The 14,584-nt window shown below is 70.3% G+C and carries 13 protein-coding genes, 1 tRNA gene and 2 pseudogenes; 6 read left to right on the top strand and 10 right to left on the bottom strand.

Annotated elements, in window-relative coordinates:
• The first annotated feature begins 165 nt into the window (after positions 1 to 165).
• Both JIX55_RS42610 and polX read left to right on the top strand, forming a co-directional pair.
• Complete coding sequence (locus tag JIX55_RS42610) at positions 166 to 1,269, top strand: baeRF2 domain-containing protein (protein WP_257568552.1); 1,104 nt, start codon at positions 166 to 168, stop codon at positions 1,267 to 1,269.
• Positions 1,270 to 1,336: 67 nt separating this feature from the next.
• Positions 1,337 to 3,073 carry a DNA polymerase/3'-5' exonuclease PolX gene (gene polX / locus JIX55_RS42605; protein ID WP_257568551.1) on the top strand — a complete coding sequence of 579 codons (1,737 nt, stop codon included), beginning with the start codon at positions 1,337 to 1,339 and terminating at the stop codon, positions 3,071 to 3,073.
• Positions 3,074 to 3,102: 29 nt separating this feature from the next.
• On the opposite strand, the gene JIX55_RS42600 is transcribed toward polX, so the two are convergent.
• Positions 3,103 to 3,555, bottom strand: a complete 453-nt coding sequence (locus JIX55_RS42600; protein ID WP_257568550.1) for a YbhB/YbcL family Raf kinase inhibitor-like protein — start codon at positions 3,553 to 3,555, stop codon at positions 3,103 to 3,105.
• Between the two features lie 114 nt (positions 3,556 to 3,669).
• Between JIX55_RS42600 and JIX55_RS42595 the strand changes: the two genes are divergently transcribed.
• A complete protein-coding gene (locus JIX55_RS42595) occupies positions 3,670 to 4,326 on the top strand; it encodes a dienelactone hydrolase family protein (RefSeq protein ID WP_257568549.1) in 657 nt (218 codons plus the stop codon).
• A gap of 151 nt (positions 4,327 to 4,477) precedes the next feature.
• Positions 4,478 to 5,128 carry a phosphoribosyltransferase gene (locus JIX55_RS42590; protein ID WP_257568548.1) on the top strand — a complete coding sequence of 217 codons (651 nt, stop codon included), beginning with the start codon at positions 4,478 to 4,480 and terminating at the stop codon, positions 5,126 to 5,128.
• Positions 5,129 to 5,147: 19 nt separating this feature from the next.
• Here the strand turns inward: JIX55_RS42590 and JIX55_RS42585 are convergent, their stop codons facing one another.
• Positions 5,148 to 5,765: an MBL fold metallo-hydrolase gene (locus JIX55_RS42585; protein WP_257568547.1), complete on the bottom strand. Its 618-nt coding sequence runs from the start codon at positions 5,763 to 5,765 to the stop codon at positions 5,148 to 5,150.
• Entirely contained in the window at positions 5,762 to 6,871 is a 1,110-nt protein-coding gene (locus JIX55_RS42580) for a CapA family protein (RefSeq protein ID WP_257568546.1), read from the bottom strand. The genes JIX55_RS42585 and JIX55_RS42580 overlap by 4 nt, the downstream gene beginning before the upstream one ends.
• Before the next feature lie 120 nt (positions 6,872 to 6,991).
• Between JIX55_RS42580 and JIX55_RS42575 the strand changes: the two genes are divergently transcribed.
• On the top strand, positions 6,992 to 8,404 hold the full coding sequence (locus JIX55_RS42575; protein ID WP_257569677.1) for an RtcB family protein: 1,413 nt from the start codon (positions 6,992 to 6,994) through the stop codon (positions 8,402 to 8,404).
• Between the two features lie 91 nt (positions 8,405 to 8,495).
• Here JIX55_RS42575 and JIX55_RS42570 read toward each other — a convergent pair whose 3' ends face one another.
• The 6 genes and pseudogenes from JIX55_RS42570 to JIX55_RS42545 form a co-directional block, all read right to left on the bottom strand.
• Positions 8,496 to 8,951 carry an archease gene (locus tag JIX55_RS42570; protein ID WP_257568545.1) on the bottom strand — a complete coding sequence of 152 codons (456 nt, stop codon included), beginning with the start codon at positions 8,949 to 8,951 and terminating at the stop codon, positions 8,496 to 8,498.
• A gap of 48 nt (positions 8,952 to 8,999) precedes the next feature.
• Positions 9,000 to 10,187: an ABC transporter ATP-binding protein gene (locus JIX55_RS42565; RefSeq protein ID WP_257568544.1), complete on the bottom strand. Its 1,188-nt coding sequence runs from the start codon at positions 10,185 to 10,187 to the stop codon at positions 9,000 to 9,002.
• A gap of 91 nt (positions 10,188 to 10,278) precedes the next feature.
• Entirely contained in the window at positions 10,279 to 11,112 is an 834-nt protein-coding gene (locus tag JIX55_RS42560) for a carbohydrate ABC transporter permease (protein WP_257568543.1), read from the bottom strand.
• Entirely contained in the window at positions 11,112 to 12,071 is a 960-nt protein-coding gene (locus JIX55_RS42555) for a carbohydrate ABC transporter permease (RefSeq protein WP_257568542.1), read from the bottom strand. Before JIX55_RS42555 ends, JIX55_RS42560 begins: the two co-directional genes overlap by 1 nt.
• A 70-nt stretch (positions 12,072 to 12,141) precedes the next feature.
• The gene (locus tag JIX55_RS42550) at positions 12,142 to 13,380 is read right to left on the bottom strand and encodes an ABC transporter substrate-binding protein (RefSeq protein ID WP_257568541.1); all 1,239 of its coding nucleotides are present in this window, start codon (positions 13,378 to 13,380) and stop codon (positions 12,142 to 12,144) included.
• 293 nt (positions 13,381 to 13,673) lie between these two features.
• Positions 13,674 to 14,211: pseudogene (locus JIX55_RS42545) on the bottom strand (TetR/AcrR family transcriptional regulator); the annotation flags it as partial.
• Positions 14,212 to 14,213: 2 nt separating this feature from the next.
• On the opposite strand from JIX55_RS42545, the pseudogene JIX55_RS42540 reads away from it, so the two are divergent.
• Positions 14,214 to 14,357, top strand: a pseudogene (locus JIX55_RS42540) (VOC family protein); the annotation flags it as partial.
• Between the two features lie 142 nt (positions 14,358 to 14,499).
• Here JIX55_RS42540 and JIX55_RS42535 read toward each other — a convergent pair.
• Positions 14,500 to 14,573 (bottom strand) — tRNA-Pro (locus JIX55_RS42535).
• Between the last annotated feature and the right edge of the window lie 11 nt (positions 14,574 to 14,584).

Raw genomic sequence — 14,584 nt, 5'->3', positions numbered from 1 at the left:
CAGAGGTGGCGACCGGCTGTCCGACCCGCCGAAGCCCGGGGAAGGGAATGCGGAATGCGCATGCCCGTCGCCGCGTCCGTGACGGACCTTCTCGACGGTGTGCCGGGCTGCTGTCACGCAGAAGGCCGTCCCCCGACCTCGCAGCGGGACCCGAAGGAGTGGAACATGCGACTTTCGTTCCTCGAACCCCTGTACAAGCAGACCGGCCCCTACGCATCGGTCTACCTGGACACCTCCCGCGACAGCGCCATCGACGATCCCGACGCCGCCGTGGACCTGCGCCGACGGCACCTGCGGAACGCCCTGGCGTCCGAAGGGGCCGACCAGGCCTCCATCACGGCGGCCGCGGCCGCCGTGGGCGGCGACACGGACATCCCCGGCGTACACGGGCAGGCCGTGTTCACCGCGCACGGCCGGCTGGCCCTGCTGGACGAGCTGCCCACGCCCCCCGCACACGACACCGCGCACTTCGGAACGCTGCCGGACACCATGCCGCTGATCGTCCAGCACTCCCCCGAGATCCCCTATGTGGCGGTCCACGTCCACTACGGCGGCCGTCACTCCACGGAAGCCACCGGTACCGTTCGGATCGAGGCGGAGATCGGCGTATGGCCCCTGACCAAGGTCACACCGGGACACCGCCTCCACGAGGAGATCCCGGTGACCGACTGGCTGAACGCCGCCAAGGTGCTGGGCGAGGAACTGGAGGGCCACGCGCGGCGTGTCAACGCCGAAGAGGTGGTCGTCGCGGGGGACGTCTGGGCCCGCGGCATTCTGGTCCGCCGGCTCCCCGTGCCCCTGCGCGGGCGGGTCACCACCGTCGAGGGCGCCGGTGAGTCCCAGCCGCGGCGGGCACTGCTGGAGCACAGACTCGAGAGCCTCTTCAGCGGACGCATGGCCGAGCACGACCGGTCCCTGCTGGCCGACTTCCTCGCCCAGCGCGCCCGCGACGGGGCGTCGGCCGAGGGCCTGATCGCAACCGTCTCGGCCCTGCAACGCGGTCAGGTCAAAGCCCTGTTCCTCAACAACCACCCCGAGTCGCCGCTGCGCCTGTGGATCGGCCCGGAACCCAGCCAACTCGCCCTCACCGAACAGGAACTCCGCTCCTACGGCATCCAGGACATCCGCGAAGAGCGGGCCGACGCGGCCCTCACCCGCGCCCTCGTCGACACCAAGGCCGAACTCGTCGTCGTACCCCAGCAGCAGCTGCGCCTGCACGACGGCGTCGGCGTTCTGCTCCGGTACGCCGATCCGAACCCGGGCGCCTGACCGGAACCCCTCCGAGACGGGCGGTTTCCATGAGTCGTCGCGACCTTGACGTGCCTACCCTGGAGGTGTGGCTCGGTCCAACGACGAGGTCGCCGCACTCTTCCAGGAGTACGCGGACCTGATCTCGATCACCGGCGGGGACGCGTTCAAGGCGCGCGTCTACGAGAAGGCCGCCCGCGCGATCGGCGGTCACCACGCCGATGTCGACACGCTCGACGCGAAGGGCCTCCAGCAGATACCGGGTGTCGGCAGGTCGATCGCCGAGAAGGTCGTCGAGTACTTCCGGGACGGCAGTGTGTCCGCCGTGGAGAAGCTGCGGGCGAAGATCCCCGCCGGGGTCCGGCAGCTGACCGCCATCCCCACGCTCGGCCCGAAGAAGGCCTTGGTGCTCCACGAGGAACTGGGGATCTCCTCCGTCGAGGAACTGGCCGACGCGATCCACGCGGAGCGGCTGCGCGACCTGAAGGGCTTCGGCCCCAGGACGGAGGAGAAGATCCTCCACGGCATCGAGCTGCTGAGGTCCGCCGGGGACCGCGTCCTGCTCGACGTGGCCCTCGACCTCGCCGAGGAGACGGTCGCCGAGCTGTCCCGGGTGACCGGTTGCCGGCGGTGCGCGTACGCCGGGTCCCTGCGCCGCTTCCGGGAGACGGTCGGCGACATCGACGTCCTCGCCGCGGCGAGGAAGCCGATGCCCCTCATGCGGGCGCTCACCGAACTGCCGTACGTCACCGAGGTCATCGCCCACGGCGAGAAGAAGACGTCGGTCCGCACCGGCAAGGGGCTGGCGATCGATCTGCGGGTCGTACCGCCCGACTCCTGGGGCGCCGCGCTGCTGTACTTCACCGGATCCAAGGCGCACAACATCCGCATCCGCGAGATCGCCGTGCACCAGGGGCTGAAGCTCTCCGAGTACGGGCTGTTCGACGCCGAGAGCGGCGAGAAGATCGTCTCCGCGACGGAGGAGGACGTGTACGCCCGGCTCGGCCTGCCGTGGATCGAGCCCACGCTGCGCGAGGACCGCGGCGAGATCGAGGCCGGGCGGCGCGGCGAACTCCCCGACCTGGTCACGGAGTCCGGCATCCGGGGCGACCTGCACACCCACACCGACCTCACCGACGGGCTCGCCCCGCTGGAGGAGATGATCCGGTCCGCGGCGGAGCGCGGCTACGCCTACTACGCGATCACCGACCACGGGCCGGACCTGTACATGCAGCGCATGACCGACGAGCGGATGCTCGCCCAGCGCCATCGGGTACGGCAGCTCGACCGCGCGTACGGCAAGCGGGGCGGCATGCGGCTGCTGCACGGCGCGGAGCTGAACATCGCCCCCGACGGCGGCGTGGACTGGCCGGACGACTTCCTGGCCGGCTTCGACCTGTGCGTGGCCTCGGTGCACTCGCACTTCAACCAGGACCGCGAGGCGCTGACCCGGCGGATCGTCCGCGCCTGCGAGAACCCGTACGTCAACATCATCGGCCACCCCACCACCCGCATCCTCGGCAGGCGGCCCGGCATCGACGCCGACCTCGACGAGATCTTCGCCGCCTGTGCCCGCACCGGCACGGCCCTGGAGATCAACGCCCACCCGGACCGGCTCGACCTGCGCGACGAGGACATCCTGCGGGCCCGGCGGCACGGCGTGAAGTTCGCGATCGACAGCGACGCCCACTCCACCCTCCACCTGGCCCACATGCGGTACGGCGTGGGTACGGCCCAGCGCGGCTGGCTCACCGAGGAGGACGTGATCAACACCTGGCCGCACAGCCGGCTGCGGCGCTTCCTGAAGAAGGCCGGCCGGCGTTGATCAGCACGACCGCGCCCAGCCCCTGAGCCTCACCGCTGGTAGAGCCCCACGAGCGTGCCGCTGGCGATCTGCCGTTCCTCGACGGCCCGGTGCACCTGGTCGGCGCTGGGCGCGTCGGGCAGGACGCACGGTTCCTTGAGGGCGTAGAGACGGAAGAGATAGTGGTGGGCGTCGTCGCCGGGCGGCGGATGCGGGCCGCCCCAACCCTGTTCGCCGTAACCGTTGACGAGTTCCGTGCCGCCGGGTGGGCAGCGGCCCGGTTCGACGCCGTCGCTGTGCGGATCGATGCCGACCACGATCCAGTGCGCGAAGGTGCCCGACGGGGCGTCGGGGTCTTCGCACAGCAGCACCAGCTCGGCCGCGTCGTCCGGGGCGCCGTCCCAGGTCAGGGGAGGGGAGACGTTCGCCCCCTCGTACGAATACCGGCGCGCGATGAAGGAGTGATCCTTGAACGCGCTGCTGTGGAGGTCGATATCAGTCATGTGCTCCGGAGTACCCCCGTCCGGGCCGGGTACGCGATCGGAGAAAACCGGATCAATCAGGATAGATCAAAGGCATCGGACAGATCAAAGGCATCGAGGAAGAAGACGAGGCAGATGATCTCCCAACTGGTCACGGTGCCCGTCGACGACACCGAACTGGCGGGCGACCTCGCCGTACCGACGCACGCGCGAGCGGTCGTGCTGTTCGCGCACGGCAGCGGCAGCTCCCGGCACAGCCCGCGCAACCGCGCGGTCGCCGCCGAACTGCGCACCGCGGGGCTCGGCACCCTGCTGATCGACCTGCTCACCGAGGAAGAGGAGCGGCGTGACACGGCGACCGGCGAGCACCGCTTCGACATCACCCTGCTGGCCCGCCGCCTGGTGGCCGCGATCGACTGGCTGGAGGCCCAGTCGGACACCCGGGGCCTTCCCGTCGCCCTGTTCGGCGCCAGCACCGGCGCGGGCGCGGCCCTGGTCGCCGCCGCCGAGCGGCCCGCCCGGGTACTGACCGTGGTGTCGCGCGGCGGACGGCCGGACCTGGCCGGTGACGCCCTGGAAGCCGTACGGAATCCGGTCCTGCTGATCGTCGGCGGAGAGGACCACCAGGTGCTGCGGCTCAACCAGGACGCCGCCCGCAGGCTGAGCGGTCCGCACACCCTGCGTGTCGTGCCGGGCGCCACCCACCTGTTCGAGGAGCCCGGCGCGCTGGAGCGGGTCGCCGACATCGCCCGGCAGTGGTGCGACGACCGTCTGAAGACCGCGACCGGGTGAGAACCGCCGCCGTGCATCGACCTGCGCGGGAGGGGGTACGCGGAGGCCGGACTCAGGGGCTCGCCTCTCAGTCGGCTCGACTCAGTCGGCTCGACTCAGAGGGCTCAACTCAGGGGGCGCACTCCCAGGTGCGAAAGGAGTGGCATCCGCGATGCAGTTCCGTGACCGAAAGCAGGCCGGACGGAAACTGGCCGAACAGCTGCGGATCCGGCAGGAGAAGGGCGCCCTCCCGGACCCCGTCGTCCTCGCCCTCCCCCGGGGCGGTGTCGCCGTGGCCCATGAGGTGGCCCGGGCGCTGGGCGCCCCGCTGGACGTGCTCGTCGTACGCAAGATCGGCGCCCCGTTCCAGGAGGAGCTCGGCGTGGGCGCGATCGCCGGGGACGACGAGCCGCTGTTCGACGAAGGCACCCTGGACCGGCTGGGCCTGAGCAAAGCCGACCTCGCCGGGACGGTCGAGCGGGAGCGCGCCGAGCTCCGCCGCCGCGAGCAGCTCTACCGGGAGGGCCGCCCCGCCCCGGACCTGCGGGGACGTACCGTGCTCGTCGTCGACGACGGCCTGGCGACCGGCGTCACGGCCCGCGCCGCGGTGCGTGCCGTACGGCGGCAGACACCCGACCGGATCGTGCTGGCCGTGCCGGTCTGCTCGCCGGAGGCGTCGGACCTGCTGCGCGCCGAGGTCGACGAGGTGGTCTGCCTCTACCGTCCGGCCGCTTTCATGGCCGTCGGTCTCTGGTACGAGTACTTCGACCAGCTCTCCGACCAGGACGTGCTCGCCGCGCTGCACACGGGGGCCGACCGCTGAACGCACGGACGCCGGCCGTTCACGACGGCCGCAGGGAGTACGTGCGCCCCTCCACGCCCCATTCGCCCACCGGCGGCTTGCACCCGGCGTCGATCGCCCGCAGGCTGGGCCGCCCGATGTGGGCGTAGACCAGTCGCCGTACACCGTGCCGTACGGCCTGCTCGGCGATGGTCAGCACGGGCGTGTGGCCGCCGACGCCGCCCCGGAACCGTATCGGCCGGTCCCAGGCGGCGGCCTCGGCGAACATGAGGTCCGCCTGTGCGGCCCAGGCCGGGAACTCCCAGAACTCCGGCGCCCACACCACCACCAGGCCGTCGGCCTCGATGCGGTAGCCGTACGTGGGATGCGACGTGTGGGCGACCGGGCGGCAGCGCACCCGCAGTCCGTCCAGATCGAGGTCGCCCGCCCGTATCCCGGCATCCCGGGCGGCCGCGATCCGGCGCAGCGCGGACCGCAGCTCCGCCCGCTCGTCGGTGACCAGCCAGGCGGCGAGCGGACCGGGTGGCGGTTCGGCTCCGGAGCCGCCGTCGAAGGCGGCGCGCTGTCCGGCGTGACGCAGCAGAAGGCCGGCCGGTGCGAACCTCGGCGAGTTCATCGCGCCCACGCCGAGCAGGGTCAGCCGCAGCCATCGGGTCATGGTCCGCTCTCCGCCGCGAGGGTGCCGTCGGCCTCGAGGGTGATGCGTACACCGTGGCTGATGCGGTCGAGGGTGGTGCGGAGCCAGGCGCGGTCCCCGGCGGGCGCGGGCTCCAGCCGCATGCGGCTGGCGCGCAGGGGGACCATGCGCAGGCCGGTGAGCCGTCCCGTGCTCGCCGCCACGGTGACGACGTAGGCGATCCGGAGGTCGTCGCGGTACTCCTCGTAGCCGGGGATGCCCTCGTAGTCGTCGATGAAGTCGCCGCAGCCGTGGAGGATCAGCCGATCCCGGTACACCTCTATGGAGCGGGGGTGGTGCGAGGAGTGTCCGTGGACGAGGTCGACGCCGCCGTCCACCAGGGCGTGCGCGAAGCGGACCTGGTCGCGGGGGATGAGATATCCCCAGTTGGAACCCCAGTGCACGGACACCACCACGATGTCGCCCGCACGTCTGACGGCGTCCACGCGCCGGACCAGCGCGTCGGCGGCGGAGGCCGACAGTCCGGGGACGTACGCGACGCCGGAGCCGTCGTCGGTCGCCGCCCAGCCGGACGGGACGCCGCCGGAGCGCGTCCCGAGGGCGAAGACGAGGACGCGGCCGGTGGGGGTGAGGGGGATCGCCGTGGGCGCGTACGCCTCGGCCGCGTTCCGGCCCGCGCCGGCGGTCCGCAGTCCCGCACGGGCCAGCGAGCCGAGCGTCTCGTCCAAGCCCTCGCGGCCGAAGTCCAGCACGTGGTTGTTGGCCAGCACGCAGACGTCCGGCCGGGCCACCGTGAGAGAGGGCAGGTTGTCGGGGTGCATGCGGTAGTGGACCGCCTTGCCCGCCGCGAACGCGTCACCACGCGTCACGGCGGTCTCCAGATTCACGATCCGGACGTCCGGGGCAGCCTCCTCCAGCAGACGCAGCGCCTCGCCCCACGGCCAGGACGGATCGACCGGAGCCGGAATCGGGCCGCCGACCGCCTCCGCCATCCGCACGTAGGACCGGGCGTCCACGACGCAGTCCTCCCGCAACACCGGATCACCGGGGTTCGGGAGGATCTGATCGACGCCGCGCCCGAGCATCACGTCCCCGCACAGGAACAGCGTCACCACGCCGTCGCCCATACCTCCACCCTAGGCGGCCCCGCACCGGTCGGCCGTACGACGGGCGACACGGAGGAAATGGGGAGGGAGCCCGACGAAGGGGTACGCGGATCGCTCAGCGGATTCGTATGGGAGGCCGCGATGGAACTGATCGAGGAGCGCCCCTACCGCTACCGCATCGACCCCCGGGGACCCATGCGGGTGCCCGGCGTGGTGTTCGCCTCCCGGAACCTGCTCGCCGACGCCGAGCAGTCGCTGCAGCAGGTCGTCAACGTGGCCACACTGCCGGGCATCGTCGGCGCCTCGTACGCCATGCCGGACATTCACTGGGGCTACGGCTTCCCCATCGGCGGCGTGGCCGCGACCGACCTCGACGACGGCGGAGTGGTCTCGCCCGGCGGAGTCGGCTTCGACATCTCCTGCGGCGTGCGGCTGCTGGCCGCCGACGCCGACCGGCGGACGGTGGAGCCCGCACTGCCCGAGATCATGGACGCCCTGGACCGCTCGATCCCGCGCGGCGCGGGGCCCGGCGGCGTGTGGCGGATGACCGGCCCCGGGCAACTGGAGCGGATCCTGCGCGGCGGCTCCCGGTACGCCGTCCAGGAGGGGTACGGCGAACAGCGCGACCTGACGCGCTGTGAGGACGGCGGGGCGGTCGCCGACGCCGACGTGACGCAGGTCAGCCGGCGGGCGCGGGAACGCGGCCTCGGGCAGGTGGGCAGCCTGGGATCCGCCAACCACTTCCTGGAGGTCCAGCGGGTCGCCGAGGTGTACGACGAGCGGGTCGCCGCCGCCTTCGGGCTCGCCGTCGGCCAGGTGTGCGTGATGATCCACTGCGGTTCGCGCGGCCTGGGACACCAGATCTGCACCGATCACGTCCGGGCGATGGACCACGCCATGAGCCGGTACGGCATCACCGTGCCCGACCGGCAGCTGGCCTGCACCCCCGTCGACTCCCCCGAGGGGCGGGACTATCTGGGCGCGATGGCCGCTGCCGCCAACTACGGCCGCGCCAACCGCCAGTTGCTGTCGCATGCCGCACGCCGGGTCTTCGAACGGGCCTCGGGCGCGCACCTCTCACTGGTGTACGACGTGTCCCACAACCTCGCCAAGATCGAGACCCACACCGTGGCCGGAGCACGGCGACGCCTGTGTGTGCACCGCAAGGGTGCCACCCGTGCCTTCCCGCCCGGCCACGCCGAACTGCCCGAGGATCTGCGGGAGTTCGGGCAGCCGGTACTGATCCCCGGAACGATGGGCACGGCCTCGTACGTCCTGGCCGGAGTGCCCGGCGGCGACGCCTTCTTCTCCACCTGCCACGGCGCCGGCCGCGTGATGAGCCGACACCGGGCCGCACGCACGGTCGTCGGCAAGGAGCTGCGGGCCCGGCTGGAGGCGGCCGGCATCGCGGTGCGCCCGAAGTCGTTGCGGGGGCTGGCCGAGGAGACACCGGAGGCGTACAAGGACGTCGCCGAGGTGGTCGCCGCGAGCGAGGCGGCGGGGTTGTGCCGCACAGTGGCCCGGCTGGTTCCGCTGGGCGTGGTCAAAGGCTGAGGCGACCTGCCTCTCACACATGAGTGGGCCAAGGGCCAGGACCACCCGCCTCTGACACATGAGTGCGGCCAAGGGCCGATGCGACCGCCTCTCACACGTCGACGGTCACCGCGCACGACCAGCCGTAGGCGTCCGGCCCGATGTGCAGCTCGTGCCACGAGATGCCCTTCGGTGCCGCGCCGATGATCTCCACGTCCGAGAGAGCGGCGACGGCGAGCCGCACCTCGAGGCCGCTGTCGTCCACGTCCGCCTCGACGTCGACGGGCACCTGGCCGTGCACCTCCAGCCGGTAGACCACCTCGTCCAGCAGCGCGGCCAGCAGATCGTCGCCGCCGGCCTCGGGGAACCGCACCGGCTCCACGGCGGTGGGCCGGACCGCGGAGACGTCCGCGAAACAGCCCACCATGCCCATGACGGCCTCCGCCAGGCAGCCTTCCAGGCTCGTGCCCCACGCCTCGATGCGCACGTCGGCCGTGTGCGGCACCAGCCGGTGCCCGCCCTCGCCCTGCCGCCGCGCCTCCCTGTCGTCACCTGATTCGCCGACCATGCCCATTCACCTGCCCGCTCGGCGGCCCGGTATCGCATGCGCACATCGTCAGTCCGCCCTCAGTGGATGCGTAAGGTTCGCTCCGGTCGCCGGGTCGAACACGTGAGCCTTGGCCATGTCGACCCGCAGCTCCACCGGTTCGCCCTCGCGGGCACGCGTGGCGGCGTCCAGGCGGGCCACGATGTGTTGGGTGTCGGTTCCGGTGTCGCGCAGGCCCGAGTCCTTGGCGAGCTCCTCCAGTTCGGTGGTCGTCGCGGGCCCGCCCTCCGCGGTGAAGTAGACATACACATCAGAGCCCAGCGACTCCAGTACCTCCACGGTCGCGGTGAAGACCGGGCCCGTCCGGTCCCGGTCGTGTGACAGGGCCACGTCCTCGAATGCCTCCGGTCGCAGCCCGACGATGACCTCGCGGGGCGCGTTCCGGCGTTCCAGTGCCTGCCTCGTACGGTCGTCCAGGGGCAGGTCGCCCAGGGACGAGCGCAGGACACCGCCCTCCAGAGTGGCGTTCAGGAAGTTCATCGCCGGGGAGCCGATGAAGCCCGCGACGAAGATGTTGCGCGGCAGGTCGTACAGCTCGGCAGGTGTGCCGATCTGCTGGACCAGGCCCTGTCTCATGACCACGACCCGGTCGCCGAGCGTCATCGCCTCGGTCTGGTCGTGGGTGACGTACACGGTGGTCGTGCCGAGGCGCCGCTGCAGACGTGAGATCTGGGTGCGCATCTGCACCCGGAGTTTGGCGTCCAGGTTGGACAGCGGCTCGTCCATCAGGAACGCCTTGGGATCACGGACGATCGCCCGCCCCATGGCCACCCGCTGGCGCTGACCGCCCGAGAGGTTGGCGGGCTTGCGGTCCAGGTGCTCGGTCAGGTCGAGGATCCGGGCGGCCTCCGTCACCTTGGCGTCGATGGTGGCCTTGTCCACCTTGGCCAGGCGCAGCGGGAAGCCCATGTTCTCCCGGACGTTCATGTGCGGGTACAGGGCATAGCTCTGGAACACCATCGCGACATCGCGTTCCTTGGGAGCCAGGTCGTTGACGACCCGGTCTCCGATGCGCAGGGTGCCCTCCGTGATGTCCTCAAGTCCGGCGATCATGTTCAGGGTGGTGGACTTGCCGCATCCCGACGGACCGACCAGGATCACGAACTCGCCGTCGGCGATCTCGAGGTCCACGTCCTGCACGGCGAGGGCCCCGTCGGGAAAGCGCTTGGTGACTCCCTCAAGGATGATCTCGGCCATGGATGGTGCCTCCTTGCCTTCATGCCTTCCGGGTCCGAGTACTTGAGGTCGGTGTCTCGGACCGGTGGCCTGCCTGCCGTGGTCGGCCCGTTCACCCCTTGACTGCCCCGGAGGTCAGTCCGGCGACGATCCGCCGTTGGAAGAACAGGACGAAAACGATGATCGGGATGGTGATGACCACAGCGGCGGCGGCGATCGACCCTGTGGGCTGCTGGAACTGGGAGCTCCCGGTGAAGAACGCGATCGCGGCGGGCACCGTGCGCGCGGACTCGGTGGAGGTCAGCGAGATCGCGAACAGGAAGTCGTTCCAGCAGAAGATGAACACGAGAATGGCCGTGGTGAACACGCCCGGCGCGGCCAGCGGCACGATGACCATCCGGAAGGCCTGCGCGGGCGTCGCCCCGTCGACCTTGGCTGCCTTCTCCAGATCCCAGGGGATCTCCCGGAAGAACGCCGACAGGGTGTAGATCGCGAGCGGCAGGGAGAAGGTCATGTACGGGATGATCAGCCCGACCCAGGTGTCGAAGATCCCCACGATCCGCTCGATGTTGAACAGGGGTGACACCAGGGAGATCGGGGGGAACATGGCGATCAGCAGTGACATCCCGATGAGCACCCGTTTGCCGGGGAAGCGCAGTCTGGCCACCGCGTAGGCGGCCATGGTGCCCAGCGCCACCGCGATCACCGTGGCGATCAGAGCGATACCGATCGAGTTGATCAGCGCACGGGTGAACTCGGCGGTCTCGAAGATGCCCCGGTAGTTCTCCCAGGTCCAGTCCGTGGGGATGTAGTTGCCGTCCGTCAGGGTGGTGGGGTCCTTGAACGACAGCGCGGCGATCCACCACACCGGGAACAGCGCATACAGCACGACTACCACGTTCATGACGCCCCATCGGGCGGCATGCGTCTTTCCTGCTGCGGCCATCAGCGCTTCACCTCCGCACCGGGTGCGGCGGTGCCGAACAACTTGACGAAGGTGAAGGCGATGATGCCGACGCAGATGAAGATCAGGACCGAGATCGCCGACCCGATGCCCAGGTTCAGTGCGGTGAACAGGTTGTCGTACCCGAGGATCGACAGAGAGCCGGTCCCCTGGGCGCCCGCGGTCAGGACGTAGATGTTGTCGAAGATCCGGAACGCGTCCAGTGTGCGGAAGAGCAGTGCCACCAGGATGGCCGGCTTCATCAGCGGCAGCATGATCTTGGTGAAGCGCTGCCAGGCGGTGGCACCGTCCACCATGGCCGCCTTCAAGGTCTCCTCGGGGACCAGCGCGAGGCCCGCGAGCAGCAGCAGGGCCATGAACGGCGTCGTCTTCCACACCTCGGCGAGGATGATCAGCCAGAGGGCGGGCCACTGCTCGGTGAGCGGGGCCTCTCCGCTGGGCAGCAACTCGGCGAGGTATCCGAGTTCCGGGGTCCAGGCGTACTGCCAGGAAAAGGCGGCGACCACGGTGACGATTCCGTACGGAATGAGGACCGACGTGCGGACGACGCCGCGCCAGAAGATCGTGCGGTGCATCACCAGGGCGAGCCCCATTCCGAGGACCAGTTCGATCGTCACGGACACGGCGGTGATGAACAGCGTGACCCAGAAGGCGTCCCACCAGAACGGTGAGGACAGCACCGCCCCGTAGTTGCTCAGGCCCACGAACTCCGCCCGTCCGGGAAAGCGCAGGTCGTACCGCTGGAGGGACAGATAGACGGCGTACCCGATGGGGTAGGCGGTCACGGCGATCATGACGACGACCGCAGGCGCGCAGAGCAGCCAGCCGAGCCGCCGCTCCTGCCTTGCGCCCGCCGAGAGCGCCGCCCGGTCCGGCCCCTCCTGCCGCGTCTCCGCTTCGGGCGGCGGCGGGGCTCCGGCCGGTTGCGCCCGCGTGCTCATCTCGGGCCGCCCGAGGACGAGGCCCGCGCGCTGCGGCGCCGGCTGACCAAGTGGTGCGGGAGGAGGTGGTTCACGGGATCACACCCTCGGATCGCAGGGCATCGCCGATCTGCTCCCTGATGGTGTCGACGGAGCTCTCCGGTTTGATCCCGGACGGCGGAGACAGCGTGTGGGAGACCGCGATCGACACGTTCTGGTAGGCGGGAGTGAGCGGGCGCACGCTCGCCGACTCCAGTGCGGCCAGCACCTCCCCGGAGAAGGGGTACTCCTTCATGAACGCGGGCTCGTCGTACAGGGCGCGCAGGGTGGGTGGCAGACCGCCCTCGAGCGCGGCGGTGAGCTGGTTCTCCCTGTTGCGCAGGCACAGTGCCGCCTCGAAGGCCAGGTCGGGGTGGCGCGAGTAGGCGCTCACCGCCAGATCGATGCCGCCGATGGTGGGCCGTGCCGGGCGGTTCGCGTCGACCCGGGGGTACGGCGCCCAGCGGAAGTTCTTGAACAGCTCGGGGTTGTTCGCCTTCATCGACGGATAGACGAACGGGTAGTTGAGCTCGAATGCCGCCGCCCCCGACTCCATGGCGAGGCGGTTCTGGTCCTCCATCTGGTTGGGCAGGGAGGGGTCCGCGGCCGGGGACTTCGCCAGATCACGCATGATCCCGGCGGCCCGCACGGCGGGAGGACCGAGGGAGGGCTCGGTCGCGCTCGCGTTGAGGATGGAGCCGCCCGCGCTGTTGATCAGCGTGTTGAACCAGACGGTCAGGCCCTCGTACTGGGCGCCCTGGATCTCCACGAAGTGCGGTTTGCCCTGCCGGGCGAGAGCGTCGGCCATGTCCAGCATCTCGGACCAGGTCCTGGGTGGGGTGGGCACCAGGTCCTTGCGGTACCAAAGGAGCTGGGTGTTGGTGTTGTACGGGACGGCGTACAGCTTGCCCTTCCAGGTCGAGGTCTGCAGCGGTACGCGCAGGGTGCCCTCGGTGGCCTGCTGCTTCGCCGTCCCCGTCCATTCCCGGACCCAGCGTGCCTCGGCGAACTCCGCCGCCCAGGTGACGTCCAGGCCCAGGATGTCGAGCGAGTCGTCCTCGGCGGCAAGTCTGCGGACAAGCTGCTGGCGCTGGCCGTCGGCGGCACGCGGGAGCTTGTTGTAGCTGATCCTGTAGCGGCCGCCCGACGCCTGGCTGCACCGGTCGGCCGCCTTCTGGAGCGCACCGGAGTCGTCCGGGAAGTTGTACCAGTTGAGGGTGGGCCTACCGGAGCCCTCGTCGCTGCCACAAGCGGCGAGCACCGACGCCAGCAACGGCAGTACGGCAAACATCCGCAGCCACGACGTCCCTCTGGGACGTCCTTTCTGACCCGAAACCGGCCGGCAGTCGCACCTCGCTTGCACGCGCTCCACACCTCGCTTCCGGACGGTGGTACGGGATTCGGACCTGGCAACGTTTCTCCTCCGGCGAACACTAAAGAGGACATACAGCAACATCAAGTACATATCGCATTTAATCGCCCACCGGCCGCTGGCGGCGAGTCCGTGGAGGAAGCCGGCGCGGTACTCCGTCCGCTTGATCCCGGCACGGCGAGCCGGTCGGCTTCGGCGGTTCGGCAGAGGGCTCAGCCGGCGCGCAGCGCCTGGAACATGCACTTCAAAGCGGCCATGGTGTGTGCCAGGCCCTCGGGACCGGAGGGTGAGGACGCCGGCCAGAGCGCCGCCTCATTCATCGCACCCGACAGCAGATGGACCAGAGGTGTGACGGGTTGCGGGGCGGGATCCCCGCCTCGACGAGAGAGGTCAGCGCCTCGGCGAGATGGCGGGCCGACCCGGCCTCGTCCATCGCTCGCCATTCGCTGCGGCCCAGCACGGCCGGACCGTCCACGAGCATGATCCGCTCTGTCTCCGGTGCCGTGGCCGAGGCGAGGAACTCCTGGCAGCCGACTGCCAACTGGGCCCACGGATCCTGCTGGGCTTTTGCGGCCGCGGCCACCCGCCGGCTCACTTCCTGCTGGACCTCCTCAAGCACCGCGCCCGGAAAAGATCCGTCTTGCCACCGGGGAAGTGGTGGTAGAGCGCCCCCTTGGTCACCCCGGCCGCCTGCACGAGCTCCGCCAGGCCCACTGCGGCATGGCCACGCTCCGAGAACAGCCGTCTGCTCCGTCATCCGCGAAGGGCTCCGGCCCTTACTCGAGCTGCGCAGCGAGGACTTCGGGCAGCGGCACTTCATCGTGGCCGATCCCAACGGCGTCCTGATCGACATCATCACGCCCATTGCCCCCACCTTGGAACACGCCGGGCAGTTCGGCGATGAAGTCCGGGCTGGTGGAGGCACGGGAGGCTCAGAGCGCGTCAAGCGTGAGAGGAGAGCCTCGGAAACGATCAAGGGCCTTGTCTCACATGATGTGATCCAAGGCCCTGACCTGGTTTGTATAACCGACAACTCTGTCGGGACGACAGGATTTGAACCTGCGACCCCTTGACCCCCAGTCAAGTGCGCTACCAAGCTGCGCCACGTCCCGGTGCGCTGTCT

It is taken from the genome of Streptomyces sp. DSM 40750, assembly GCF_024612035.1.
Lineage (GTDB): Bacteria > Actinomycetota > Actinomycetes > Streptomycetales > Streptomycetaceae > Streptomyces.
The sequence above is the reverse complement of the archived record's forward strand: the minus strand, read 5'-3'. Positions and strand labels throughout refer to the sequence as shown.